Origin of the sequence: Erwinia tasmaniensis Et1/99 (assembly GCF_000026185.1) — a bacterium.
GTDB classification, from domain to species: Bacteria; Pseudomonadota; Gammaproteobacteria; order Enterobacterales; family Enterobacteriaceae; genus Erwinia; species Erwinia tasmaniensis.
On record NC_010694.1, the window covers coordinates 2,702,221 to 2,726,953 of the forward strand.

The following is a 24,733-nucleotide window of genomic DNA, read 5'->3' on the forward strand; positions in this document are numbered from 1 at the left end:
GGAGATTATGCAAACCACACTTTTTCCGCCGCGCGGTTGCCGCTCATTGTAAAGCCCGGAATGGCAACGAAACCACGGATTTTACTGCTGGCTGCATCCAGCGCATCGGCATACAGCGGGATGATTTCGCTACCTTTTTCCACCAGCATTACCTGAATATCATGGTAAATCTGTTGGCGCTTCTGCTCATCCTGTTCAGCGCGCGCCGCTTTGACCAGCAGATCGAAGGCGGGCTCTTTCCACTGTGACTCATTCCACGGGGCGTTACTGGTAAATACCAGCGACAGCAGCGCATCCGCCGTTGGGCGCAGCGCCCAGTTGGAGGAGACAAAGGGCTTCTTCATCCAGACGTTATCCCAAAAAGCATCGTCCGGCACGCGCTCGACCTTCAGCGGAATACCGGCACGGGCGGCGGAGTTTTGGTATAGCTGCCCGGCATCAACCGCTCCAGGGAAACCGGCTTCGGCCACCGACAGCACCAGAGGCCCATCAAAGCCACTTTTCTTCCAGTGATACCTGGCTTTCTCCGGGTCATAGGGCCGCTGCGGAATGTCTTTAGCAAAGTACGGGCTCGATGGGAAAATCGGATTGTCATTGGCCACGGTGCCGTAGCCGCTGAGGACGGTGCTGATAATCTGCTGACGATCAATAGCGTATTTTAGCGCCAGGCGTCCATCCAGCGTATTAAAGGGGGCCGCGTTGGCCAGGCCTGGGAAGGTAAAGATCTGACTGTCGCGTGAACGCAGCAGCTGAACGGTCGGCATCTTTTTCAGACGATCGACAATACGCGGGTTGACGCGGTTAATCAGGTGCGCGGAACCGCTGGCCAGAGCAGCAACGCGGGCAGTGGAATCATTCATCGCCAACGTTTCAACAGAATCAACATGACCACGAGCCGGGTTCCAGTGGTTAGGATTACGCTTCACCAGCGTACGCACGCCGGGCTTAAAGTTTTCAAGAATAAAAGCACCAGTGCCAATGCCTTTATCAAAGCTCTCATTTTCGGCCGTAATGGCGAAATGAACGTCACTGAGTAGCGCGATAAACTCTACATTTGGCTCTTTCAGCTTGATGACCACCTGATTTGCCGTGGCGGCTTCAAGAGATATCACCGGCTCCAGGTAGCCTTTGACAGAAGAACTGGATTTTTCGTCGCGATGATGATTAAGCGAATAAACCACATCTTTCGCACTTAAGGTGCGGCCATCATGAAACTGTACGCCCTGACGGATATTCACAATCCAGGTTTTACTGCCGTCATGAGCTTCCCAGCTTTCCGCCAGTGAGGGGATAATTTTTCCCTGCTCATCAACCTCGACCAGACAGTTAAACAGCTGCGAACCAACGAAATACATATAGGATTCAAACCAGAACGCCGGGTCCAGGCGGTCGGTACTGGACGCATTATCGATGCCAACGATCAGGTGACCGCCCTTTTTAGCGGTCTCCGGTGCAGCTTCAGCTGCCCAGAGCGAGGATAAAGGCCAGCCGCCGCAGGCAGCAGCAACCGAAAAGGCACCGGTAGTTTTGATAAAGTTGCGACGATTCATGATGTTGTGTTTCCTGGTTTTTATTTTTTTTCCGCGGCGCGGTTGAGTAAAGGATATTTATTTCAGCGCGCTTGCCAGACGCTGGATATGTTCGGGGCCAATGCCACAACAGCCGCCTATCAGAGTGGCTCCTGCCGCCACCCACTCCTGCGCCCAGCCTAAATACCCTTCTGGATGGGTATCCTGACGGATACCGCTCAGCCCTTCGTTGGCCCCCCCCTCGTTGCTGCCTTGCTCAAAGGCATTGGCGTAAACGCCAATGCCAGCACTGGAGCCCAGGCGACCCAAGGTGGCCGCAGCCTGCTGCACCGCTGAGAGCATCACTTCCGGACTGCTACAGTTAAACAGAATAGTGGCCGCGCCTTTCTCCACCGCCAGCGCAACGGCATCAGAAACACTTTCACCCGAACGCAGGGTGCTGTTTTGTCGCGTCTGGTCAGGATCATCATGCAGGCTGAACGACAGCCATAAAGGATGAGGCTGGTTTACTACCGCCTGGTGGATTGCCTGCACTTCAGCCAGGGAGCTGATCGTTTCCCCGAGCCAAATATCAACGTAAGGAGCCAGCGCCGCCACCTGAATCTGATAGATTTTCAGCGCCTCTCTGGCATCAAACAGATCTGGTCGATACGAGCCCAAAGCCGGTGGCAAACTGCCCGCCACCTGCACCGGATGTGCGGCAGCTTCAGCAGCCTGACGCGCCAACTGACCTGCCAGAGTAGACAGGCGCTCAGCATCCGCTTTAAAACGCGCTTCACCGATATGGAAGGGAACGATGGCATAGCTGTTGGTGGTAATGATGTCGGCCCCGGCGGAAATAAAGCTATCGTGAACTTCCCGTACCCGTTGTGGAGCCTCATACAGAGCCAGTGCAGACCACTCAGGCTGGCGGAAGGGGGCCCCCACTCTGGCCAGTTCACGCCCCATTCCCCCATCCAGGATCTTAATCTGCTGCGTCATTGGTCTGCTCCCGTAAAGAAAAGTCTGATGTCGCCATGCTACATAAGTTGATGGCTACATGTCCAGACGTCCATAAGGATTAATGCAGGATAGTTTGGCACGCCGGTTTTCAGAAAAGGAGTTTCGCCAGCCCAAGACCCAGCGCAAGCAGCCCGAGCTGCGAAGTGGCAAACCACTTGGTTTGTGCGGCCAAAGACTGGTGAAGCTCGCTACGCAGGCTCTCCATTTTACCTTCAAGCCGGAAGAAATCCTCTTTGGTCGCATAGTTAGACTTGATTACCCCCAGATCAATCTTCAGGATGCCGACATCATCCTTCAGCTTACCCACGTCGTCTTTCAACGTGCCGACATCGTCTTTCAAGCGGTCAACATCAATTTTGAGCCCCCCTACGTCCGTTTTTAACATGCCGACATCGGTCTGTAACAGGCCAAGATGCCCTTCCAGTTTATCCATGCGACTTTCCATGTTCCGTCCTTAGTCAGGTTTACGTTTGCACACTAATTATGCGATCCGACGTGGGTAATCATAATTGAGAGGATGAGGAATGAACAAGCCAGACACAGGCGAAATTCTTCGGCCTGTGCCGAAGAAATGGAATGTAACGACGTGAAAACTAACTCGCTGAAAGTAATGATAATTGAACGAGTAAGTCGAGCTACTCGGCGTGATTCTGGGATTGAGGAAAATAAAAAAACGCCGGCAGCGGAAGCCACCGGCGGGAGAGAGTTTAGTGCTGACCTAACAGGTTGCCGATGATGATAGCGGTGATCACTCCGGTGGCCGCCGCTATCAGCACATAGTTGCCGTCAACGTAAGCCCAGTGCGCACCGCGGGGAGGCATGTCCAGCCCGCGTTCGCGCCAGTCGTAAACACGGTAGTCGTTGCCGCGATAGCGCGGGGGAGCCGGATGCCCACGGCGAAAATCATCGCCTCGCCAGGTGAAATGATTACGCTCACCGCGGTCTCCCCGATCATCATGCCCGTGACCGTGGAAGTGGCGATCGCCACCACGGTCATCCTGTCTGTCCTGCTGCTGGTGCCTCGACCAGTCCGGGCCATCACCGGGGCCTTGCGCATAAGACAGGTTAATAAACAAACTGCTTACTGTGAAAACGCCAATCATGGCTGCCCGCATTATTTTTTTCATCGTGAAATCCTCATTTAGCCCACGGCCTTCTGGCTGCCGCAAGACCACTATCGGGGATAGCACAATCATTCCCTATCTCTTCAAGTCCGAAAGCAGGGAAATTAACGCGTTTTTTTCACAGTCTTAACGGTTTGCTTACCCGATACGTTGCCTCATCTCCCCGGACGAGGATTAGTTTTCCAGCTGGTAGTCGAGGGTAATTTCGGTATTAAGCAGTTTAGATATTGGGCACCCCGCTTTTGCCTGCTGGATGATGCCATCAAAGGTGGATGTATCAATCCCCGGCAGCTTCACCTTGCTTTGCAGCGCGACGTTAGTAATGGCAAAACCACCGTCCACCTTATCCAGTGAGACATCGGCCGTGGTATCGATACTTTCCGGCGTATATCCGGCATCGCCCAACATAAGTGAAAGCGCCATCGAGAAACAGGAGGCGTGTGCGGCGCCAATGAGTTCTTCAGGATTGGTACCCGGCTTGCCTTCGAAACGGGTATTAAATCCATAGGGCTGCTGGCTGAGCGCACCGCTTTCGGTGGAAACCGTGCCTTTACCCTGCTTAATATTGCCTTCCCAGTGTGCCTGTCCTTTCTTATGAATGGTCATTGTTGTTCTCCGGTTGTTTTACATCAGCTGCAAGTATAGACGCTGTGACGGAGCGCGCCTTTTAAGTCATCGAAAAAAGCCCGGCACCAATGAAATCCACCCGGTGTAGCGAGCGGAATATGCCTATCGCCATCAGGGAGCCCTGTCGATAAATGTTTGCGCTATTATTTTCCACGATACGTTGCCTGAGCACTCTGTCACCTGTCAGGCAATCGGCAGTGTATGTTACACTTCGCGCTTCCGGTTTATTGTAATGACAAGGTATATAGTGTGAATAAAAGAGCGATTGCTCCAGTGGTGATTTTTCTGGCTGCGATGACGTTTTTGATCTGGTTTATCGCCTCTGGCGCGGCGATGCCCGGTGGCTGAGAGAGTGGTACTGGCGGAGGGCGGATAACTACCATCGGCATTGGCCGACGGCAATGGATTATCAGCTGGCAAAGGCCTTATAGCTAACCATCATTTGGGCTTTACAGAAAATGCAGTTGGCACCGTGAGGATTTTTGGCAGTGATGTTGAAGACTGAAAAGCGGTACTGGCATCCGTTACAAGACGGACACTGATATTTGATATTTTGGATAATAAACCTGCTTACTTTTTATAATTCGAAAAATCAAGTTAACACGATTTTCACATTCTGTCAGAATTATTCACGCTGAGCTACTCGCGCCGCACAGCGTGGCTTACGGTCATGACGGTAGCCGGATGTTCTCTGCCCTGCCTGTGACCTCGTAAAGCCGCCCGGAACGGGCCACCAACCTCTTTCCTGTCTGAGCGGGTTGCACCAGGCAAGCATTTAGCATATCGGGAAAGTAGTGCGGTAGCGAAGCTACCGTGCCCTGGTCAAAAATAATTGCGGGCGGTATGGGCGAATTAGCGCTAGCAAAGTCCAATCATTTTTATTAACTGTGTTACACTGCGCCACGCAATGCGGCCATCGTATAATGGTATTACCTCAGCTTCCCAAGCTGATGACGCGGGTTCGATTCCCGCTGGCCGCTCCAACAAGACTGAAGCCCTCCCTCCAAACGATCCGCTCAGCTTTGACTTGCCGCGTAACTTTTTACCTTGCCATTATGTAGCCTGATGGTCAGCGTTCTTCCCTTTGTGGTACTCATCGTTTTCGCCTGGCTCCATGTCCACATCATAATACTTTGCCCCTGCGGAAAAGGCGTTTCAGAAGACGGCTGACCGAATAAGGCGATCAGATCCTGCTTTGTCGTGACGTCACTTTTTATCTGGGCCAGCTTGGCGTCATCAAAATTCTGCCCCACCGATGCCGTACACGCGCTTAACATCGCCCATGCCAGCCACGTTAACACTATTCTTCTCATAGTAAACTTCTCTGCCGTTTCGTCGATCCGAAGCTGACTAAACTACCTTATAAACCACTCAAATAGCGATTATCCTGGCGCTATCGGTGATGACTTTAACTATGCCACCACGTTCACCGGCCGGACATGATTACCCGTGCGGGCGGAATGGACAGCATTAGCTATAATAACCGCTTATCATACTGATGACAGGTGGTCTATGTTGTGGCTCGAGCAGGGTTTATATCTGAAAGTGCATGAAATGGAAAATGGCCCGCGTCCACTTCCTTTACAGAGTGGTTTCAGTATTCACACGGCCTACCGCGTATTAGGTTGCTTCAATCCATCAGAAACATCTGATGCCTACTATATTCTTTCTAACGACCGTGATGAAATTTGGTTCATCTGTAACCGCCATTTACGCACCGTAGGTTTGATTAACGAGGGGAGCGATTTCAGACTCCCTTTGACTGCCCATCAATAAATATAGAGCGATGAACGGAATGGCCCCTTCCTTTAGTTGAACATGTCCACTAAAAGGAAGGGGCTAAATATTGAGGTAACGCGCGCTATGGCTCGCCTCTGCGGGGGATTAAACCGGTCATCCGCCATCTCACTCTCAATATTCAGGGCGCTAATGATTTTCCGTTTCGTTCATGATTTCTACCAGAACTAGCGGGCATTTTTTTACCTTACAGGCCTGTGAGTAGGCCAGACTGCATACGGAACAGAGATCCTTCGCCTCCGTTTCATAATGATACTCCATAAAATAACGGAATTTTCCGCCGCAAGGATCTGTCCGACAGAAATGTTGCGGCTCAAAAATCTCATTAAGCTGCTTGAATGTCAGGGCTGAAGGGTTATGAAACCCGACTCTTACGCGATATGTTGTCATGCTACGATTATTTTCTAGCGGCCCCCCAGATACAAAACGTTGTTAATACTCACTGGGATAGGAGAAACCTTTACTAAAGCCTGGCGTATATCGTGACGAGTGAGCTTGTATAACACGGAGAGAGAAAAATAAGCCAATAACGGAAGTAATTGACGTCATCGATTATATGTTTAGCAAGCTCCCCCCGCCATGATAAAGTTTAAAAAATAAGGCGCGTCTGCGAGATACGAATGGCGGGCCAACGTCAACTGGACTAGCGGGCGACATCTCTGCCCGATAAATATCCAGCTTCACTTGAATCAACCGCTATCCCGGCTGCCAGTAAACAGGCCTACGGCACAATACAGAAACGCTCTCTATGATAAGTGAGGGTCATACCTGTATCCTCCCACCGCCAAGCTGCTGGCCGCAAGGAGTCGGTTCAGAAGGGGCAGATCGTCTGCACAACCGTTTTGAAACAGGATGAAAACTGCCTCGCGTCGGTCACGCTTTCGATTTTTTACTCCCTTTTTTACGGGGACCGTTTTCGGATGAAGGAGATATCGCTGACTTCGAGCACGGCCTGTTTCCTTAGGTCAGAACACGACTAATGAATACCGCTCATAGTCCCTATTCCCCTCCTGTCATTATCAACAAGCTCGGATCCGTTAGCATAGGCCTATCTCACTATATCCAGACGGATCGCTATGCTTAACCTACAGGGTCGAACGCAGTCAGTTACGGCTAAACAAACCGGTCTCACATTTGTACTTATTCTCAGTGCGTTAATGGCCGTCACTTCCTTATCAACCGATATCTATCTTCCGTCCATGCCCGTTATGGCGAAAGATTTACATGGCGATGCAGAACTCACAATCACCGGTTTCTTACTCGGCTTTTGTATTGCACAGCTGATATGGGGACCGATTAGCGATCGCGTCGGGCGACGTCTGCCGCTGTTCATCGGAATGGGTTTATTCGTGACAGGCTCAGTCGGTTGTGCGCTATCAACGGATATCGTGCAAATCGTCTTCTGGCGCGTTTTTCAGGCTTTGGGTGCCTGTACCGGCCCAATGGTGGCACGTGCGATGATCCGCGATTTGTTTAGCCGTACTCGTGCAACGCAGATGTTTTCGACACTGATCATCATCATGGCAATCGCACCGATAGCGGGGCCGCTGATTGGCGGGCAAATGATCAAAGTCACCTCGTGGCACGCCATTTTCTGGCTTTTGGCGATTATCGGTTCACTCATGCTGATGTCGTTATTCTGGCTACCGGAAACATTAGATGTTAACAAACGTTCGCAAGCCCCTATATCCAGCGCCTTTAGTCACTATTACGCATTACTGACCAACGTTAAATACATGCGTTTTACGCTCTGCCTGACCTTTTACTACGTTGCCGCCTATGCCTTTATCACCGGCTCACCGGCTGTGTACATCACGTATTTTGGTGTTGACCCGCAGCATTACGGTTGGCTGTTTGCAGTAAACATTGTGGGATTGATGGCTGTAAGCATGGTCAACAAGCGTCTGGTTCATCGCTATCCTTTAGAAGCATTATTGAAGGTTGCAGTTTTCATCGCTGCCCTTGCCGCAATCGTACTGGCTGTGACAACCGGACTGGGCGTTGGTGGAATTGGCGTCATTGTGGGGGCCGTTTTTGTTTTCTTCTCTATGAATGGCATCATCGCGGCAACTTCCACAGCGTGCGCGCTAGACGCAGTACCGAACGCTGCAGGCTCAGCATCGGCGTTAATGGGAGCATTGCAATACGGTAGCGGCATCATTTCATCGTTGCTCCTGGCACTATTTGGTGACGGTACGCCATGGACAATGAGTTGGATTATTATGGCGTTTACGGCAGCCAGCGCCGTGATAGCACTTACCATTCAGGTTGAAAAATAACGATCGCATGCTCCTGTTAATATTTATGAATTCCATTCATAAAGGCTATTTCATAGGCGTGATGATCTTTCTTCGCGACGTCGTTAGTCTTAGATGTGCAACCGAATAAGTTCTGTTCAGGTTTTTGACCTAACGCAGCCGGCTCCGCGCTACGCAAGGCAAACGTCGGCTGGCGTCGATACGAGACTGATTGTTCTTATTCGTGAACCTGGCAAATAAGGTCAGTCATGGAGGCTATACAATTCTCTCTGACAACTCAGATATTATTGACCTGCAAACATCACAAAGGACGCAATTTTGACGACGATGCGAAAAAGGCTGGCCACCTGCATGATGGCAGGTAGCCTGGTGGCTCAGTCTGTCTATGCCGGGCCATTAGTTATTAAGGAACAAGGAAGCTTTGCCGCAGGTGGCTCTCTCATCACCGCCCCCGGGAAATTTGACGCGAAGAAGCCGCTGGAACCCGCTGGTCAAACTTATCATGGCGATCATGCGTCTGTGTTCTATCAAATCCCTGAGGATCCTCACAAATACTCCATCGTCATGTTGCATGGCGCAGGCCAGTTTTCTCATACCTGGGAAAGTACACCGGATGGTCGCGAAGGATTCCAGAACATATTCCTGCGCCGTGGATTCTCCACTTATCTTGTCGATCAACCCCGTCGTGGCGGTGCCGGGCGCACGACAGTAGAAAGTACCGTTACGCCGAAACCGGATGAGCAGATGTGGTTTAATCAGTTCCGCGTTGGTATCTGGCCGGAGTATTTTAAAGGCGTCCAGTTCTCTCACGATAAAGAAGCATTGAACCAGTATTTCCGCCAGATGACCCCCAACACAGGGCCATTTGATGTCAACGTGATTTCTGATGCCATGTCCGCCGTGTTGGATAAATCCGGCCCGGCTATCCTCTTCACCCACTCTCAGGGCGGCGGACCAGGCTGGTACACCGCGATGAAAAACGACAAGGTCAAAGCCATTGTTGCCTTCGAGCCAGGTAGCAGTTTTGTCTTCCCAAGGGAAGAACTACCGACACCATTGCCCAGCGCATTCGACACATTAAAAGGTGAGCCTGTTCCAATGGAACAGTTTATGTCGCTGACTAAAATTCCGATCCTGATTATCTACGGCGATAACATACCTGATAAGCCAGTAGCCATGCCCGCACAGGACAGCTGGCGAGTCCGCCTGACTATGGCTCGTGAGTGGCGTGACGTGGTAAATAAACATGGCGGGGATGTGACGGTGACGCATTTGCCGGAGGTGGGAATTAAAGGCAATACCCACTTCCCGTTCTCCGATCTGAATAATGTGCAGATTGCAGATTTGGTTAGCCAGTTCCTGCAAGAGAAAAATCTGCAGTAGTGAAGTTAAGCAAAAGCAGAGTTTAGCCAGTATTAATGAGCCCTGCTAATAAACCCTATTTAATTACCCTACCTAATCGAATTAATCACTTTGCGTTATGCTCTCCCTACTCCCCATTAAGGATAACGTCATGCAAACTGTAAAATTGAACAACGGTATTGAAATGCCGCTACTGGGCTTTGGTGTCTTCCAGATGACGGATACCGCCGAATGCGAGCGTGCCGTTATTGATGCCATTGAAACAGGTTATCGCCTGATTGATACCGCTGCGTCTTACCAGAATGAAACCCAGGTCGGAAGCGCACTGAAACAGACCGGTATCGCACGTCATGAACTCTTTGTAACAACCAAACTTTGGCTGCAGGATACTCATTACGCAGGCGCCAAAGCACAGTTTGAGCGCTCACTGAACAGGCTGCAACTGGACTATATTGACCTGTACCTGATTCACCAACCCTACGGTGATGTCCATGGTGCCTGGCGTGCCATGGAAGAACTGCAACAGGCAGGTAAAATTCGCGCCATTGGCGTCAGCAACTTCCATCCTGACAGACTGGCCGATCTTATCGCCTTTAATAAAGTAGCCCCAGCGGTAAACCAGATTGAAGTGAACCCCTTTAATCAGCAACTGCATGCCGTTCCTTGGATGCAAAGCCGTAGCGTTCAGCCGGAAGCCTGGGCACCGTTTGCAGAAGGCAAAAATGGTCTATTCCAGCACCCCGTGTTAACAGCGATCGGCCAGAAGTACGGCAAAAGCGTGGGCCAGGTTGTTTTACGGTGGATCTTCCAGCGTGGCATCGTGTCGCTGGCCAAATCGGTGCGAAAAGAACGTATGTCAGAGAACATCAACATTATCGATTTTGAACTGAGTTCTGAAGATATGCTGCAAATTTCAGCCATTGATACCGCAACCAGCGCATTCTTCTCTCATCGTGATCCCGCGAGGGTGGAGTGGCTGACTGGCCGCAAACTTGACGTTTAACCCGACATCAAAGAGGTATCCATCTAATGCAAAAACGTTATCTCGGTAAATGCGGGCTGGAAGTCTCGTCCCTTGGATTCGGTTGCATGGGGCTTAGCCACGGCTACGGCCCGGCGACAGATACGCGCCAGGCTATCGAACTCATTCGTGCTGCGGTTGAACGTGGCGTGACGTTCTTCGATACTGCCGAAGTGTATGGCCCATTTTTGAATGAAGACGTTGTCGGCGAAGCCCTGAAACCCTTTCGCGATCGCGTCGTCATCGCGACCAAATTTGGTTTCACCTTTGGCAATCATAACAAGCAGCAGATTTTAAACAGTCGTCCGGAGCATATCCGTGAAGCCGTTGAAGGATCATTACGCCGTCTCAAAACAGACGTTATTGACCTGCTGTATCAACACCGTGTCGATCCAGATGTTCCTATTGAAGATGTTGCAGGAACGGTGAAAGACCTGATAGGAGAAGGGAAGGTCAAACATTTTGGCCTGTCCGAAGCGGGTGCGCAAACCATTCGTCGTGCGCATGCTGTACAGCCTGTCACTGCCCTGCAAAGCGAATACTCCATGTGGTGGCGCGAGCCTGAGCAGGAAATTTTGCCATTGTTGGACGATCTGGGCATCGGTTTTGTCCCCTTCAGTCCATTAGGCAAAGGCTTCCTGACGGGAACGATTAAATCAGGAACGACTTTTGGGAAGGAGGATTACCGCAGCACCGTGCCGCGTTTCGCCGCGCAAGCGATTGAAGCCAATGAAAAGCTGGTATCTTTATTAGGTGAGCTGGCAGCCGAAAAAGGCGTGACCTCTGCACAAATCGCGCTGGCATGGTTACTGGCACAAAAACCATGGATTGTTCCTATCCCGGGAACCACCAAACTGCATCGGCTGGAGGAAAATCTGGGGGCTGTGGACATTATTCTTTCGCAGGATGACTCGCTTCAAATAACACAGGCGCTTGAAACGATACAAATCGTCGGCGAGCGTTACTCGCCAGAGCACCAGGCTCGTGTAGGCCGTTAAAACTCATGCGGGTCCACAGCGAATTGCGGACCCGTTATTCCGAGTATCGAAGCGCATCGATCATCAGCGCAAATGCGGGTGGATGCTGCTTGCGGCTGGGGTAGTAAAGATAATAGCCGGAGAAAGGAGGACACCAGTCCTGCAGAACCTGAACAAGCTCTCCCGACTTTATATAATCCTGAACCATATTCTCAGGAACACAGGCGATACCAAAACCTGACAAAACGGCATCAATTCGTTCCGCCAGTAGGTTAAACGTCACCTGACCTTCAACTCTAACGCGTAACGGCTTCCCTTCTCTCTCGAACTCCCAGTGGTAAAGACCACCAGCCGTCGGCAGGCGCATGTTGATGCACCGATGATTTTGCAACTCGTGTGGTGTTGCAGGCACAGGGTTAACGGCAAAATAGGACGGTGCGCCGACCACAGCCATGCGCATGTCCGGCCCAATTCTCACGGCAATCATATCCTTATCCACGCTTTCGCCCAGACGGATCCCAGCGTCAAAACGTCCCTCAACAATATTGACAAAGCCGTTATCGACCACCAGTTCGACATTAATTTCCGGATATTCCCTTAAAAATGGCTTTAGCTTCGGCCATACCAGACTTCGCGCGGCATGTTCCCCTGCAGATAATCGGATATTACCGGAGGCTGGGCCGTTCAGTTGAACAAGTGATTCCAGCTCCTGTTCAAGATCGGCAATACGGGGTTCAAGGCAGGCAATAATTCTCTCACCCGCTTCTGTAGGGGCGACGCTTCGGGTGGTTCGGGTCAGCAGGCGAATATTTAACCGCTCTTCCAGCGCTTTCAGCGCATGGCTAAGGGCTGACTGAGAGACACCGAGTTTGCCAGCCGCCTTGGTAAAACTTCGCTCCCTTGCCACCACAAGAAAGATTTGGAGTTCGTTGAAGTTTTCTTTAAGCATAGGAGATTTCCTTATAGAAGCATTCCCTCCAAAGCGAACTCATGCAGGGTGTTCATAGACACAAACATTTTAGCCCCATTACTGGCAATAATGGTAATTGATATTATAACTTCGTCGAAAATTAGTCTTAATTATCAGGAGGTTTATCATGAAAATACCGTTGTTGGGGCGGCAGGAAGTATTGGTCTTCATGTTGTGAATAGCGTTTTTGCCATGGGCCACCAACCTACCCCCTAAGTTTTCGGTTCTCCTCTCAAGCCAACCAATGCTTTGCCCTGGAGCATTGGCTGACTTATACAACCCATATAATGGAGTGTCGATTTTCTGGCGAGCTTCCATTCCCCGAGCTGATTTCCTGTGTCGGTGTGATGATCATCATTTCACACAGTGACTGGCATACTCTGGCGGCGCTCTCATTTTCTCGCGGGGACTTCCATCGTGCTTTGCAAATGGCGATCTCCTTCATTGGCAGAATCAGTATGCCGGAAGATCTCTAAAAGTGAATGGGTCGCTTCGAGAGGATACTTACACGCCTGCCTGGATACCCGAGGCATCCAGTTGATGCTCCCGGAAGTCCGTCAGGGCATACGGGGGAGTTATTGGTGGCTGGAAAAAATTTACCGTCATTTTACGACAGTGAAAATGGATATGGCCGCGAATCAACCAGAAATAACATATGGGAAAGAAGATAAGGATTATCACGCACGTCAGTGCATGTGGGCTCAGCACGTTTACAAAAATGAAAACGTATAGAATACAAACCCATATTGTCTGTAGTGCAGCAGAACAAGTAAAAAATGGTCTCCATGATGGCGGTCTTGATGGTTAGGCAACCCAATCGACTTTTTGGGAGTTTCCTGACCATGAACAGGCGTGATGGTTAAGACTTTAATCTCCTTTAAGTGAAAGGAGAGTAAAGATGTGTCAATTTTGGGTACTACGCCGGTATCCTATAAAATTTCATCACCAAAGATAAATATCATCTGATCTGCATGACGCAGAATAAATGACGCGTTATATGACCGATTGTAGCATCAGGATCGTCGTTTTATTCATTGCCATCCAACCGGTCGTTTATGTGGCGGCCCTGCCAACGCGGGTTGCGTAAAATTCCAGTTTCCGGCGCAGAATCTCACACAGATGGGGGGTGATCGCTATCTCATGGTGCCAGAACAAAGCATTGTTTAATAAAATTTTAATTTTTTCTTCCTATCACTTAGCGTACGTTTTCGCACCAATCCCCCCCCCTTAAAACGGTGTAACTTTATGCGCATTATGTGCTGCAGATCCCTTTTTTTTATAAATACCTCGCAGGCGGCATCACGTATAGTTCTCGGACAGCGTCATACCGATAATATAGATATTGAAGCCATGCCATTTATCTCAACACTCATCCCGATACTCTTTTTGCATAACGAAAATGACAATTCATCAATTGGAGTATCAATGAAATAATCAGACAGTTTAATAAAGGAGAACTTATGAATACTCGAAATCTATCTCAAACCCTCTCTGTCAGTTCTGTTGGTTATGGTGCCATGGGACTGAGTGAGTTTTATGGCCAGACTGACGATCAGACCGCCCTGAAGCTATTACATAAACTCGTTGACCTCGATATCACCTTCATCGACACCGCAAACCTGTATGGCCGTGGCCACAATGAACGTCTGATCGGCCATTTTCTTGCCGGTCTTGACAAGACGACTCGTGAGCAGTTCAAAATCGCCACCAAGTGCGGCATCGATCGATCGCCTGATGAATCCTACGCCCGCACCATCAACAACCGGCCTGACTATATTACCCGCTGCTGTAATGAATCTCTCAAAAGACTGGGCGTTGAGCGTATTGATCTTTTTTATCTGCACCGGGTCAGTCAGGCAACGCCCATCGAAGAGAGCATGGAATGCCTGAGCCGTCTTGTTAAAGAAGGCAAGATTAACCACATCGGTCTTTGTGAAGTCTCTGCGGCTACTCTGCACCGGGCGCATGCCGTACACCCGCTCACAGCACTACAGACCGAATATTCACTGTGGACGCGCGATATTGAACAGGAAATCCTGCCGGCAGTGAAAGAGTTGGGTATTGCTCTGGTTCCCTACTCCCCTCTGGGAAGAGGCTTCCTGACCGGTAAATATCGTAGTAATAATGATTTTGCAGAAGGTGACTTCCGCAAAAACAATGAGCGGTTCATCCAGTCGAGCCTGGATCACAATGCTAAGCTGCTTGACGTTATCGCCCCGCTCGCGGAAAAATACGGCTGCACTACGGGTCAGATTGCGCTGGCCTGGTTGCTTGCACAGTATGAAAAGCTTGTGCCTATCCCAGGAACCAAACACATCAGTTACCTGACCGAAAATGCACAGGCGGCCAACATTGTTCTGGAAGAAACCGATATCATCCTGCTGAACAACATTCATCTGCACGTTGAGATAAAAGGTGGCCGCTACTCTGAGGAAGGCATGAAAGGCGTTAACGCCTGAGTACTGAACTCATAAAAAAAACCGGGCAATGTCCGGTTTTTTTATTTCTGGATAAGGCGGCTGCCCCTTAGCTTTTCTGTCGGTAGACGCTCAACGCGACGCCTTCGCCACCGCCAATACAGAGTGCAGCCATGCCGCGCTGACCGTTGGTCCGTATCAGACCGTGTACAAGAGTGACCAGTATACGGCATCCCGACGATCCAATAGCATGACCAAGCGCGATAGCACCACCGTAAGGGTTGATGCGCTCTGGTGAAATGCCTGTCTGAGCGATAACTGCGAGAGCCTGAGCCGCAAACGCTTCATTTGATTCGAGATGTTCAATGTCTTCAGGCTTCCAGCCTGAACGAGTAAGGCAGTCTGTGATTGCCTGTATCGGACCGGCACCCATTAGTGCCGGCTTGATACCCGAGTTGGTGAACTCTCCCAAAGAAGCCAGAACCGGCAGTCCCTGTGCCTCTGCTGTACATCGGGTGCACAGAAGAACAGCGGCGGCACCGTCGTTAAGTGAGGAGGCATTACCCGCAGTGACTGTGCCCCCCTTTCTGAATACAGGTTTGAGTTTCTCGAGCTTTTCGATGCTGGTCTGACGCGGACCTTCATCAGTATCAACCCTCTGAGTTTCACCCTTTCTGTTCTGCCACTCTACAGGAACAATTTCGCGCTCAAACACGTCCTGCTCCTGCGCCCTGATTGCCTTCATATGAGATAAAAGCGCGAATTCGTCCTGCATTTCACGAGTGATACCAAACTTATCCGCCACGTTCTCAGCAGTAACCCCCATGTGGATATCATCAAAAGCATCCCAGAGCCCATCAGATACCAGGCTGTCTTTCATCTCGCTGTTTCCGAGACGTGTCCCAGTACGCGACGATGTCAGGATATGCGGTGCACTGGACATGCTTTCCTGACCGCCAGCAATCACAAACGTTGCTTCTCCGGCGAGCAGTGCCTGCATACCCAGATGAATCGATTTCAGACCCGAACCGCAGACTTTGTTAATGGTCATACACTGTGTTTCGACAGGCAGTCCGGCTTTCAGTGCAGACTGGCGTGCGGGGTTTTGACCGCAGCCGGCGGTCAATACCTGTCCCATAATGACCTGTGAAATCTCACTTGCTTTGACGCCGGACTCTTCAAGAAGCGCACGAATAACATGACTTCCCAGCGCAACGGCGGAGAGCCCGGACAGTCCCCCCATAAATGCACCGGTTGCCGTGCGTCTTGCAGAAACAACCACGACTTCATTCATGCGTTTTTTCCTTTCAGACCGGGTAGTGTATGCCCGGTTGCCGCCATTGCGGCACGATAGGCGGTCAGGCCATTCATACAGGCCGGAACGCCTGCATAAACCGCCATCTGAATCACGATTTCCAGTAACTCCTCAGGCGTGACGCCGGTATTAAGCGCAGCTCTCATATGCAGCTCCAACTGCGGCATAGCATTACCCAGCGTGACAAGCGATGCCACTGTCAGCATTTCACGGGTCTTGAGGTCAAGGCCAGGGCGTCCCACCACAGCACCAAACGCGTAGTCGGTGATCAGGGTCGGTAATGAAGGATCAAGTTCAGCCAGGCGTCCTGTGACTTTATCGGCAAGACCGGGTTCAAGGCGGTCCATAATGTCTTTTCCATAACGGGTCAGATCGCTAGCTTCACTCATAAGATTTCTCCAGGACGTTTTGTGCAGACGCCACGCGCGTCGGGATAGCCGCCACGAGCAGAACTGAGAGTCCGATGGCCACGCCGGCTACGACGTAGAGCATCGGAACAGAGAATTCGGATACCATCCACGCACCGGCAGAGGCGCCGATACCGATAGCAGTGTTGAAAAATGAAACGTAAACCGCAGAAGCAGGGAAGGTTTTATCTCCAGCCAGGCGCAGGACCCACGTCTGGAAGCCCACAAAGATCCCGGAGACAGCCACACCCCAGATACCCATTGCGATGAAGACAGCAATGCCTGAAAGCGCTGCCCCGGATGTTCCCAGGAATACCAGCACCGCGCAAATGAGCAACACTGAAATGGAAACTGTCGCTTTGAGATATTTATCAATCACCACGCCGGTCAGGAAATTGCCGGCAAGTCCCGCAATACCGTACACAAACAGCACAGCAGGAATAACAGATGTGGCCAGTGAATGCTGCGTGTGCAGCCAGGGCTCAATGTACGTAAAGGCAGCAAAGTGCGCGGTGACAGCGAGCAGCGTAGCAGAATAGATTTTCCACAGCGCCGAAGATTTCAGTACGCCTTTAAGCGCCCCAAAGCCAATCGCGCTTTTTTTGGTGATCTCTGGTATCAGCACGCTGATACCGGCAAATGCCACCACGCTGAGTACCGCCATCAGCCAGAATGCCTGTCGCCAGCCGAAGTGAATGCCAATATAGTTTGAAACCGGCACGCCAAACACACTGGCTGCCGATACGCCACCAAATACGATTGAGGTTGCGGCACCAATATACCTTGCCGGCACAATGGAAACGGCCGTTGCTCCAATCATTGCCCAGAATGCACCGTGAGCCAGCGCTCCCAGCACGCGTGCAGCCAGCAGCACCGTGTAAGTGCTCACCGTCGCGGCAAGTACGTTAGACAGGAAAAGGATCACGGTGAGCGTAAGCATCAGCCGCTTCTTGGCCACATTGCCCAAAAATACTGATGCAAAAAGTGCGCTCAGTGCACCTACCCATGCATACAGTGAGACCGTCATACCCACTGCTGATTCAGACGCATTCAGGCCTTTTGCGATTGGCGTCAGCAGGCCAACAGGTGCCAGCTCTGTAGTGACGATCGTAAACGTTGAAAGAGCCAGAATAAAAAGGGCAAGCCACGACCTTATGGTCATATCCTGCTGAGAGCTTTCTGCGTTCATATTTATACCTCTAAAATGATTTAAATAACGGGCCAGTGCTGGTGAATCGCATGGCTGGCAAGCGCTGATTTCTTTCCTACGCAAATCGGGTGGCCGACGGATTCCAGCATGGGAATATCGGAGAGATCGTCCCCATAGGCATAGCAATCTTCAGGACTGATTTCTTTTCCGCGACAGAACGCAATAAGTGCCTCTCGCTTGCCACCACCAATGGTCTGCGGCGTGCCTATTTCACCCGTCAGTGTTCCTGACTCTGTGAGTTCCAGAGGGGCACAGAGAATCTCCGTGACACCCAGGTATCGGGCAACCGGCGCAAGTACAGGACGCATTGACCCTGAAACAAAGATAGTCAGTCTGTTTTCCGCCTGATGCTGCCTAAGGGCTGCGACGGCACTGTTGATAAATAGAGTTTTGACTGACTTTGAACGGAACCATTTTTCACCCGCCTCCTCCAGTTTTTTATAACTGACCCCAGAGAACTGTCGGTAATACTCTCTGTTCAAATACTCGCGACACTTCCCTTTTTTAACTTCTTCCTTAAACTGCGTCATATAACGTTCAAGCGCGCTCATTTCATTATTTTCACGACACCAGAATCCGTAAAAATCAAACATACTTTTCATCGTTATAAGGGTTTCGTCGACATCAAAAAATGCGGCTGATTTCTGCAAAATTCACTCCTCATAACTCTTTCTTCGGCTTTTTACCGGAAAATCTTTGTCATCGCCGGGAATACCTGCATCAGACCAGCGTGAAGGCTGTATTTCAGAAATCACTACAGAAATTTTATCCAGCGGTGCTCCGGTGTTTTTATGCACGGCATAAGTAATGTCTTCATGTAGCCTGAGCATGTCGCCTTCGTCTTTAGCAGGCCAGGTCGTGATATGTACAAATGGCATTTTTTTTCTCACTTTACGGTAATTAATTCATCGAATGAGCGGCTTTTCAATTTCAAATGAGCATGGATATCACCACCCAGCCCATATAATCCAATTGCGCCCCCGTAGCTCTGGCGGGAACTCATATAAAGGACAACCACGTTAATTACCCGATTGCCATTGCGTTCATGTGCCGGGAACGGATCGGGTAATTCCGCCCAATAATTCGCATTGCCATCGTGGTCGGTGATAAATACGTTAGGTATACCCAGCGGACCCGGACGGCTTGGATTGTCCGTTGCCAGATCCTGCTCACGCAGGCTCATTACGGTATAAACACTGTCGGGAACCAAGTTGCGAAATGTGAACCGGAACAGCGCACGTCGACTGTTTTCTGACAGACACACTTCGAGACTGCCTTCAGCGCGCAACCATTTTTCCAGCGTGACAGGCGGGATCTGACGTTTACCGTCACTGCTGCGGTAATCTGCGATGTATCCTTCATGCAAAGGCAGGCTGGGCCGCCTTTCGGTATTAGCTTGTGGCCGCTGCTCTGGTGCGAACAGCATGCCGTAATTATTCAGCGGTACCGGCAGCGGGAGGGTATGCAAGATCACGTCCTTCAGCTCTGCCTGTGACATGCAATCGATATCACGCAATATTTTGTAGGGTGCCGTGTCTCCAAAACCCGGAAGCGGGCTATCTGCCGCCACAATCACTCTGCGCCATGCCAGACCGTTGTCTCCTGGCACCATACCTACCACGACAAAGTTACCATCCTGATCCATTACCTCCGCAGGGGGGTAAAGCGGCCCCTGCGTGGTAGCAGTCAAACGGTATTTCTGACTGCTTAATTCAGGCATGCGTTACCTTAAGGGTCGTGCCCTGATGCTCTACTATCATTGCCTGCATAGCCATCTCAGACAGCGATTTCTCCTTCTCAGAAATCAGCCCTGAAGGGTATACGGTGAAGGAGACGTCCATGCTGGCGCAAAGCGTCTTATGCTGCATTACGCGCACCTGCGCTTTGAAACGACCACGGCGTTCGTTAACGTCCTTCTCAAGGTACTCAAAATGAACCTGCGCTGGTAAAGGAAAAAGGAAGCTCGAAAAGTTTATCGCCATACTGTTAATGACGTAATAACGGCCCGTTTCCTGCTTGTAGGTAAACTCTTCAGTAATGGCGATAAACGCCTGACGGCTAGCTTCTACCAGGAGCATTCCCTGAATATGCTGACCGGTCTGATGATCGGCCATGAGTTCACAGCGCTCATCGATCAACAGCGGCATAGCAAAAAGATTACTGTTCTGCTCAATCTGTTCAGCAGGACCTATCAGAACATTGTGCTCCAGACGTTTATGGCAATATTCATTCTTTTTATCGTTAACAAGCTTTTCAAGAGAACACATTTTTAGTTTATTGCCGTGAATAGTATTTCTCGGCTGATTTGAAATCACTTTCCCGGCAAAATCTTTACGCACGCCCTGCCCGATAATAATTTCATGCTCTTTATCGATGATGTTTGCAGGGATTTGCGTTAACAGCTCCAACTGAGTAATAGTCAGGACATCTTTTCCATTTGCGAATTCATTGAATTTATCGCCGACAACAACCAGTTTCTTACAGTTCATGGCGTACTCCTCAGCAACAACAAGCGCGATATATACGGGTATAGAGGCCTTCGTTACCTCCGGTAATATAGTTATCACCTGCCTGCTGAATGATTTCCTGGTAGCGTGCATTGGTAAACGCTTCTTTATAGGTTTCTTTATCGCCGTTGAAAGCAGAAATGAACATCACACCTGGCACGCCACTGATGAGCGAGTGGAAGGCTTCAAAGCTTTCGATCTTGTCTTTATTGTCTCTTACAACGTTAAAGATCGTTTCATCGCGCCACTGGCGATACTGCTGATAATTGTGTGCAGGAACTTCAACATGGCGCAGCTGAATATATTGTGTCTCAGGGAGATTTTTCTTACTGTCGATAGGTGACTCGACAAATTTCAGCAGCTCTCTGCGAATATCCGCTGAAATAACGTCAGCAAACTGATAGAACATAGATCCTATCTCTTCTTCCACCCATGATAATTCTTTAATGTCGTTAAACGAACGAAGTTCCAGCAATTCATTTACACCCTGCTCTTCACAAAAATAATAGCGCGTGCTTTCAGTACTTTTTAATGACGAAAAAGCATCAACCGAAACAGTATTTTTTAATGGGAATCGAGATACCAGAACATAGTTAGATGACATTATTATCTCCGGAAAAATGTTGGATTAGGTTTCGTATGTAAGTTATCAATCTGTGAATTAGATGGAATTGTTAAATATGTAATATAAATTTTGTATTACTGCAAACGAGCCTTTTTCTGAAATGAGCTTCCGTGTTATATCTGTACGTATAAATAAGATAGAATAGTCTTTCGATTAACAGGGTGAAATTCATGGCAATTGCAGAAAATTTGATCAGCAACAACCTCCCCAGCGTTAAGCAGCTTCAGTGCTTTCTCGCTGTCGCACATGAGCTGAACTTCCGCAGAGCCGCAGAACGGCTCAGGATGACTCAACCTCCCCTGACCCGTCAGATAAAGTGTCTGGAAGCTGTTTTGGAGATACAGCTGTTCAGCCGCAGCACGCACGAGGTCAGTCTGACAGAGGCTGGTCGCGAACTGGTTATCAGGGCAGAGAAGCTCCTTCAGGAGCTTAGCGAAATGAAAATGGTTGCACCTTCCTCCAAGAAAATTCTGCGTATTGGTCTCACCCGTACGCTGAATTTTGAGCTGATAGAATCTATTAATGAGCAGCTTAATAAACTGGATGTCAGCAATGATGTTGAAACACCCAACCTGACATCGGCGCAGCTGCTTCATTGCCTGTCAAAAAACACGCTTGATCTTGTGTTGACCGGCGAAAAAGGCACAGGTCATGAAAATATCGTTCAGTTCCGCTGGGTCTACCGCGAACCGCTGTTAATGGCGATGCCGGCTATGCATCCTGCTAGCCTGAAAGAAAAAGTCTCGCTGGAAGATATCCGTGATTTACCGCTCTTCTGGTTTGCAAGAAGCGCCAATCCCGCCTTCTACGATAAGTGTGAAAGCTATTTCGATCGGCTCAGGTTTCCGCTTAAGCGGGTCAAAGAGCCAGACGACTCATTGGTTATGCTCACTCACATCGCCCGGGGCAAGGGGGTTGCCCTGATGCCGCAATCAAAGTGCACATTCAATCAGGAAGGGCTATGCTACCGGGAACTGACCGATCACGAATCGTCAAAGCTGAATATCGATGTCTACGCGGCTACCCGACTTAATGAAAAGCGAGAAAACATCCTGAATGCTCAGGACGCGTTATGTCGTAACAATTTGTCAGAGTAGAGTTGGGGAAGATCGCGACATATAAAAATCACCTCCATGCGTCTCGTTCAGCCACCCCGGGTGATGGTCCATCCGTTTATTGCTGCGGATGTCATTATTTGCCGTGATGCCATCGCCCGCGTTCAGGTTTCTCTTTACCGAAATGCTCCCCCCGGAGGTGACGTCAGCGCCAGCCGAAAGCGGCCCGGCAAAGGCACCCACCGCCCTATTCCCGTTCCAGATCGCCCCCCGTCCGCGTCTGAAGCTCTCTGACGCAACCTTTCTGACAGTCATTCCGTCACATGCGCGCCTGCCTGTGAATCGGCAAAACGCAACCGGCCGACGTGAAGTCCCCCTGAATTTCGTCTTACCGCCTGATAGGGTTCTCTGATTAAAATACAACAAATAAAGGCTCATCATGAAGAAAGCGCGTTTCACTGAGTCTCAGATCCTGCGGGTTCTTAAGAGGTTGAAAGGGGCAGGTATGTGAAAGACGTCTGCCATGAAACGCTGTTTCAGAAGTCAGCTATTACAACTGGAAAGCAAAATATGGCGGAGCGGTATCCGGCGTATGGTTTTGGCCTGATGTTCAGGAAGTTACCTCAGTCAGGGAGGGGGGGAATGCGAGCGGTTTTAACGGGTGTATCGCCTGCTAAAGCTAAACTTCCGCCGCAAGGGCAAAAACGTTTACCCAATCGACATCCACAGCCTCTTACTGTTCCGGTTAATACGAATCATTGCTGGTCAGTTGATTTTATGAGCGATGCCCTGACGGACGGGCGGAGGTTCCGTCTATTCAACGTAGTGGAGGATTTCAATCGGGAGGCACTGGCAATTGATGTTGATTGAAACATACCAGCTCATCGTGTCGTTCGGGTTCTGGAACGTCTGAGCGAAGAAAGAGCTTATCCGATTGTATTCGCAGCAATAACGGCCCGGAGTTCACAGCGGCGACGTTAACAAAATGGGCAGAACTTAACGGCATAATACTCGATTTTATTCAGTCGGACAGGCCAATGCAGAACGGCTTTATCGAACGGTTTAATAAAATGCTGCGAACAGAAATACTGGATATGTATTTTTCCGCTCTCTGTCAGAATTTCGCTTTTTAACTGAACAGTGGCGTAGTGAATATAACGAAGAACGCCCGCACAGTTCACTGGGTGGGATGTCTCAAGTTATTTACGCGAGGAAAAAGTTGGCCGGAGATCCTAACTGGAAGTGGTACTAAAAAACGGAGGGACTACAGTTTGATGGAGTATTTTGCTCATAAAAAACCTCGCCGGAGCGAGGTGTACTAAGCAAATCAATCAGTAATGTATGATGCCGTTTTGATTGTCAATATTTATAAATAGCTTTTCTTAGCTTCTTCGATCTCTGCGTTGCAGGCGCCTATGTTATTGAAGTCGTACTGTAGGAAAATATAGACCTCACTTGGGCCCTTGGCCCTTGCTTCCATAAATACAGATTTGAGGTTGTTTTTAAAAGGTGCTGTAGGCGCCGCTTTCCATCGAGTAGAGAGGAAGCGCTCATTTTTGTTCAGCCCCATCATCCAGTCTTGAGGTTCTTTCCAGATTGAGCCCGAAAGTAAAAAGTCGGTGTTTTCAGGCTTACCATAGATTGAAGACAGAGAATCTGAGAGCTCATTGTATTTTGATCGAAGAGCGAGACCATGGCTGTCTGTATCAATTCTTTTACCCAACGCTTTAATTTCACAAAGGCCAGATTTAGGAGAAATCATTAGGCCATAAACTTCAAATTCAGCGTTTTTTTTCGGGAGCGATTGTGACATGTAAAGGTTCGGTACGTTTTCAACAGGCTTAAGCTCTTCACCAGTCATATCTTCGATATTCTTTTTTGTTAAGCCTGACTCAAGGCCGAATGGCCCCTCACCCGGTGGGAGTAATGGTCGAGTGTTGCTAGCCTGCGCTGACTTCTCATTTTGCTTTGCTTCCGCAAAGTTGCCTTGCTTTAAATCAGACGGCACTGCGTTAGCAAGTCCATACTTGGCCGACAAATAGCGTTGTTGAAGCATCGCCAACGTTTGCTCCTGAGTTGCGATTGCCGCCAGTTTCATCGCAAGAACCAAGCCTCCGCTGTATTGATTAGCTTCTGCTTTGGCCTGAGAGATCTGAGCATTTAACGAATCCATTTCTCTCTTAATTGCCTCAGATGTCGCCTCATCAGGCTTTGCCCCCGGGACATCCATGGTGATCTTTGCGCCTGACTCAATAGCATCAATCCGCTGCTTAATTAGTGCTTGGTTAGTCTTGAGAATTTCAACTCTGGCGCTTATAAGAGTCTTTACCAACCCGCCAGAGTAGTTCTGATTGGTCACATTTGCAGACGAAATCTCACTTTCTGTTTGTGATAACTCCGCCTTCAGTTGATCCACTTTTTGTTTATCTTCAGAAGAAAGCTCCTTTGGCCCACACCCTGTCAAAAGAAATACAGATACAAAACATGCCAAAATAGTCTTTTTCATTTCCTTGCCTCATAGCAAAAAACC

At 49.7% G+C, this 24,733-nt stretch carries 27 protein-coding genes, 1 tRNA gene and 1 pseudogene; 10 read left to right on the plus strand and 19 right to left on the minus strand.

Translation table 11 applies throughout. The annotated features are described in order from the left end of the window. Positions 1-5 precede the first annotated feature (5 nt). The 5 genes from ETA_RS13135 to ETA_RS13155 form a co-directional block, all read right to left on the minus strand. Positions 6-1,550, minus strand: a complete 1,545-nt coding sequence (locus ETA_RS13135; RefSeq protein WP_012442105.1) for an ABC transporter substrate-binding protein — start codon at positions 1,548-1,550, stop codon at positions 6-8. Between the two features lie 57 nt (positions 1,551-1,607). After that, the gene (locus ETA_RS13140; RefSeq protein WP_012442106.1) at positions 1,608-2,510 is read right to left on the minus strand and encodes a homocysteine S-methyltransferase family protein; all 903 of its coding nucleotides are present in this window, start codon (positions 2,508-2,510) and stop codon (positions 1,608-1,610) included. Between the two features lie 109 nt (positions 2,511-2,619). After that, the gene (locus tag ETA_RS13145) at positions 2,620-2,976 is read right to left on the minus strand and encodes a hypothetical protein (protein ID WP_012442107.1); all 357 of its coding nucleotides are present in this window, start codon (positions 2,974-2,976) and stop codon (positions 2,620-2,622) included. Between the two features lie 262 nt (positions 2,977-3,238). Beyond that, positions 3,239-3,658 (minus strand): RcnB family protein, encoded by a 420-nt coding sequence (locus tag ETA_RS13150; RefSeq protein ID WP_042959041.1) that lies wholly within the window; start codon positions 3,656-3,658, stop codon positions 3,239-3,241. A gap of 171 nt (positions 3,659-3,829) precedes the next feature. After that, a complete protein-coding gene (locus ETA_RS13155) occupies positions 3,830-4,261 on the minus strand; it encodes an OsmC family protein (protein ID WP_012442109.1) in 432 nt (143 codons plus the stop codon). Positions 4,262-4,531: 270 nt separating this feature from the next. Between ETA_RS13155 and ETA_RS20010 the strand changes: the two genes are divergently transcribed. Continuing rightward, entirely contained in the window at positions 4,532-4,630 is a 99-nt protein-coding gene (locus tag ETA_RS20010) for a YoaK family small membrane protein (RefSeq protein ID WP_231853282.1), read from the plus strand. Between the two features lie 61 nt (positions 4,631-4,691). On the opposite strand, the gene ymcF is transcribed toward ETA_RS20010, so the two are convergent. Further along, positions 4,692-4,844, minus strand: coding sequence for a cold shock small protein YmcF (ymcF, locus tag ETA_RS20755; RefSeq protein WP_456236301.1), 153 nt, complete (start codon positions 4,842-4,844; stop codon positions 4,692-4,694). Between the two features lie 347 nt (positions 4,845-5,191). Here ymcF and ETA_RS13160 point away from each other — a divergent pair. Next, positions 5,192-5,265, plus strand: a tRNA-Gly gene (locus tag ETA_RS13160). A gap of 33 nt (positions 5,266-5,298) precedes the next feature. On the opposite strand, the gene ETA_RS13165 is transcribed toward ETA_RS13160, so the two are convergent. Continuing rightward, complete coding sequence (locus ETA_RS13165) at positions 5,299-5,595, minus strand: hypothetical protein (RefSeq protein WP_012442110.1); 297 nt, start codon at positions 5,593-5,595, stop codon at positions 5,299-5,301. A gap of 199 nt (positions 5,596-5,794) precedes the next feature. Here ETA_RS13165 and ETA_RS19330 point away from each other — a divergent pair, with 199 nt between their 5' ends. Next, on the plus strand, positions 5,795-6,058 hold the full coding sequence (locus ETA_RS19330; protein ID WP_071819180.1) for a hypothetical protein: 264 nt from the start codon (positions 5,795-5,797) through the stop codon (positions 6,056-6,058). 150 nt (positions 6,059-6,208) lie between these two features. Here ETA_RS19330 and ETA_RS20455 read toward each other — a convergent pair whose 3' ends face one another. After that, a complete protein-coding gene (locus ETA_RS20455; protein ID WP_012442111.1) occupies positions 6,209-6,469 on the minus strand; it encodes a hypothetical protein in 261 nt (86 codons plus the stop codon). 686 nt (positions 6,470-7,155) lie between these two features. Between ETA_RS20455 and ETA_RS13170 the strand changes: the two genes are divergently transcribed. The 4 genes from ETA_RS13170 to ETA_RS13185 all read left to right on the plus strand — a co-directional run bounded on the left by ETA_RS13170 (position 7,156) and on the right by ETA_RS13185 (position 11,718). Beyond that, on the plus strand, positions 7,156-8,358 hold the full coding sequence (locus ETA_RS13170) for a multidrug effflux MFS transporter (protein WP_012442112.1): 1,203 nt from the start codon (positions 7,156-7,158) through the stop codon (positions 8,356-8,358). Between the two features lie 306 nt (positions 8,359-8,664). Beyond that, complete coding sequence (locus tag ETA_RS13175) at positions 8,665-9,720, plus strand: alpha/beta hydrolase (protein ID WP_407919833.1); 1,056 nt, start codon at positions 8,665-8,667, stop codon at positions 9,718-9,720. Between the two features lie 130 nt (positions 9,721-9,850). After that, positions 9,851-10,702 (plus strand): aldo/keto reductase, encoded by an 852-nt coding sequence (locus tag ETA_RS13180; protein ID WP_012442114.1) that lies wholly within the window; start codon positions 9,851-9,853, stop codon positions 10,700-10,702. A gap of 26 nt (positions 10,703-10,728) precedes the next feature. Further along, positions 10,729-11,718, plus strand: a complete 990-nt coding sequence (locus ETA_RS13185; RefSeq protein ID WP_012442115.1) for an aldo/keto reductase — start codon at positions 10,729-10,731, stop codon at positions 11,716-11,718. 34 nt (positions 11,719-11,752) lie between these two features. Here ETA_RS13185 and ETA_RS13190 read toward each other — a convergent pair whose 3' ends face one another. Next, positions 11,753-12,646 (minus strand): LysR family transcriptional regulator, encoded by an 894-nt coding sequence (locus ETA_RS13190; protein ID WP_012442116.1) that lies wholly within the window; start codon positions 12,644-12,646, stop codon positions 11,753-11,755. Between the two features lie 1,481 nt (positions 12,647-14,127). On the opposite strand from ETA_RS13190, the gene ETA_RS13205 reads away from it, so the two are divergent. Next, positions 14,128-15,126: an aldo/keto reductase gene (locus ETA_RS13205; protein WP_012442118.1), complete on the plus strand. Its 999-nt coding sequence runs from the start codon at positions 14,128-14,130 to the stop codon at positions 15,124-15,126. 67 nt (positions 15,127-15,193) lie between these two features. On the opposite strand, the gene ETA_RS13210 is transcribed toward ETA_RS13205, so the two are convergent. The 8 genes from ETA_RS13210 to ETA_RS13245 are packed head-to-tail and all read right to left on the minus strand — an operon-like array spanning position 15,194 to position 21,127. After that, positions 15,194-16,378, minus strand: a complete 1,185-nt coding sequence (locus tag ETA_RS13210; RefSeq protein WP_012442119.1) for an acetyl-CoA C-acetyltransferase — start codon at positions 16,376-16,378, stop codon at positions 15,194-15,196. Then, positions 16,375-16,788, minus strand: coding sequence for a carboxymuconolactone decarboxylase family protein (locus ETA_RS13215; protein WP_012442120.1), 414 nt, complete (start codon positions 16,786-16,788; stop codon positions 16,375-16,377). The genes ETA_RS13210 and ETA_RS13215 overlap by 4 nt, the downstream gene beginning before the upstream one ends. Further along, positions 16,781-17,995 carry an MFS transporter gene (locus ETA_RS13220; RefSeq protein ID WP_042959046.1) on the minus strand — a complete coding sequence of 405 codons (1,215 nt, stop codon included), beginning with the start codon at positions 17,993-17,995 and terminating at the stop codon, positions 16,781-16,783. Before ETA_RS13220 ends, ETA_RS13215 begins: the two co-directional genes overlap by 8 nt. Positions 17,996-18,015: 20 nt before the next feature. Then, positions 18,016-18,666 carry an HAD family hydrolase gene (locus ETA_RS13225; RefSeq protein ID WP_012442122.1) on the minus strand — a complete coding sequence of 217 codons (651 nt, stop codon included), beginning with the start codon at positions 18,664-18,666 and terminating at the stop codon, positions 18,016-18,018. A 3-nt stretch (positions 18,667-18,669) separates the two neighbouring features. After that, complete coding sequence (locus tag ETA_RS13230; protein WP_012442123.1) at positions 18,670-18,894, minus strand: tautomerase family protein; 225 nt, start codon at positions 18,892-18,894, stop codon at positions 18,670-18,672. An 8-nt stretch (positions 18,895-18,902) separates the two neighbouring features. Continuing rightward, positions 18,903-19,736, minus strand: a complete 834-nt coding sequence (locus ETA_RS13235) for a hypothetical protein (RefSeq protein ID WP_042959048.1) — start codon at positions 19,734-19,736, stop codon at positions 18,903-18,905. Next, entirely contained in the window at positions 19,729-20,505 is a 777-nt protein-coding gene (locus ETA_RS13240) for an AfsA-related hotdog domain-containing protein (RefSeq protein ID WP_012442125.1), read from the minus strand. Before ETA_RS13240 ends, ETA_RS13235 begins: the two co-directional genes overlap by 8 nt. A gap of 10 nt (positions 20,506-20,515) precedes the next feature. Then, the gene (locus tag ETA_RS13245) at positions 20,516-21,127 is read right to left on the minus strand and encodes a hypothetical protein (RefSeq protein ID WP_012442126.1); all 612 of its coding nucleotides are present in this window, start codon (positions 21,125-21,127) and stop codon (positions 20,516-20,518) included. Between the two features lie 191 nt (positions 21,128-21,318). Here ETA_RS13245 and ETA_RS13250 point away from each other — a divergent pair, with 191 nt between their 5' ends. After that, on the plus strand, positions 21,319-22,245 hold the full coding sequence (locus ETA_RS13250; RefSeq protein ID WP_012442127.1) for a LysR family transcriptional regulator: 927 nt from the start codon (positions 21,319-21,321) through the stop codon (positions 22,243-22,245). On the opposite strand, the gene pilV is transcribed toward ETA_RS13250, so the two are convergent. After that, positions 22,237-22,644, minus strand: a complete 408-nt coding sequence (gene pilV / locus ETA_RS20715; protein WP_083772848.1) for a shufflon system plasmid conjugative transfer pilus tip adhesin PilV — start codon at positions 22,642-22,644, stop codon at positions 22,237-22,239. The genes ETA_RS13250 and pilV overlap by 9 nt on opposite strands. 123 nt (positions 22,645-22,767) lie before the next feature. On the opposite strand from pilV, the pseudogene ETA_RS19340 reads away from it, so the two are divergent. Beyond that, positions 22,768-23,455, plus strand: a pseudogene (locus ETA_RS19340) (integrase core domain-containing protein); the annotation flags it as partial. Between the two features lie 114 nt (positions 23,456-23,569). On the opposite strand, the gene ETA_RS13265 reads toward ETA_RS19340, so the two are convergent. Further along, positions 23,570-24,709, minus strand: coding sequence for a hypothetical protein (locus ETA_RS13265; protein WP_012442129.1), 1,140 nt, complete (start codon positions 24,707-24,709; stop codon positions 23,570-23,572). Between the last annotated feature and the right edge of the window lie 24 nt (positions 24,710-24,733).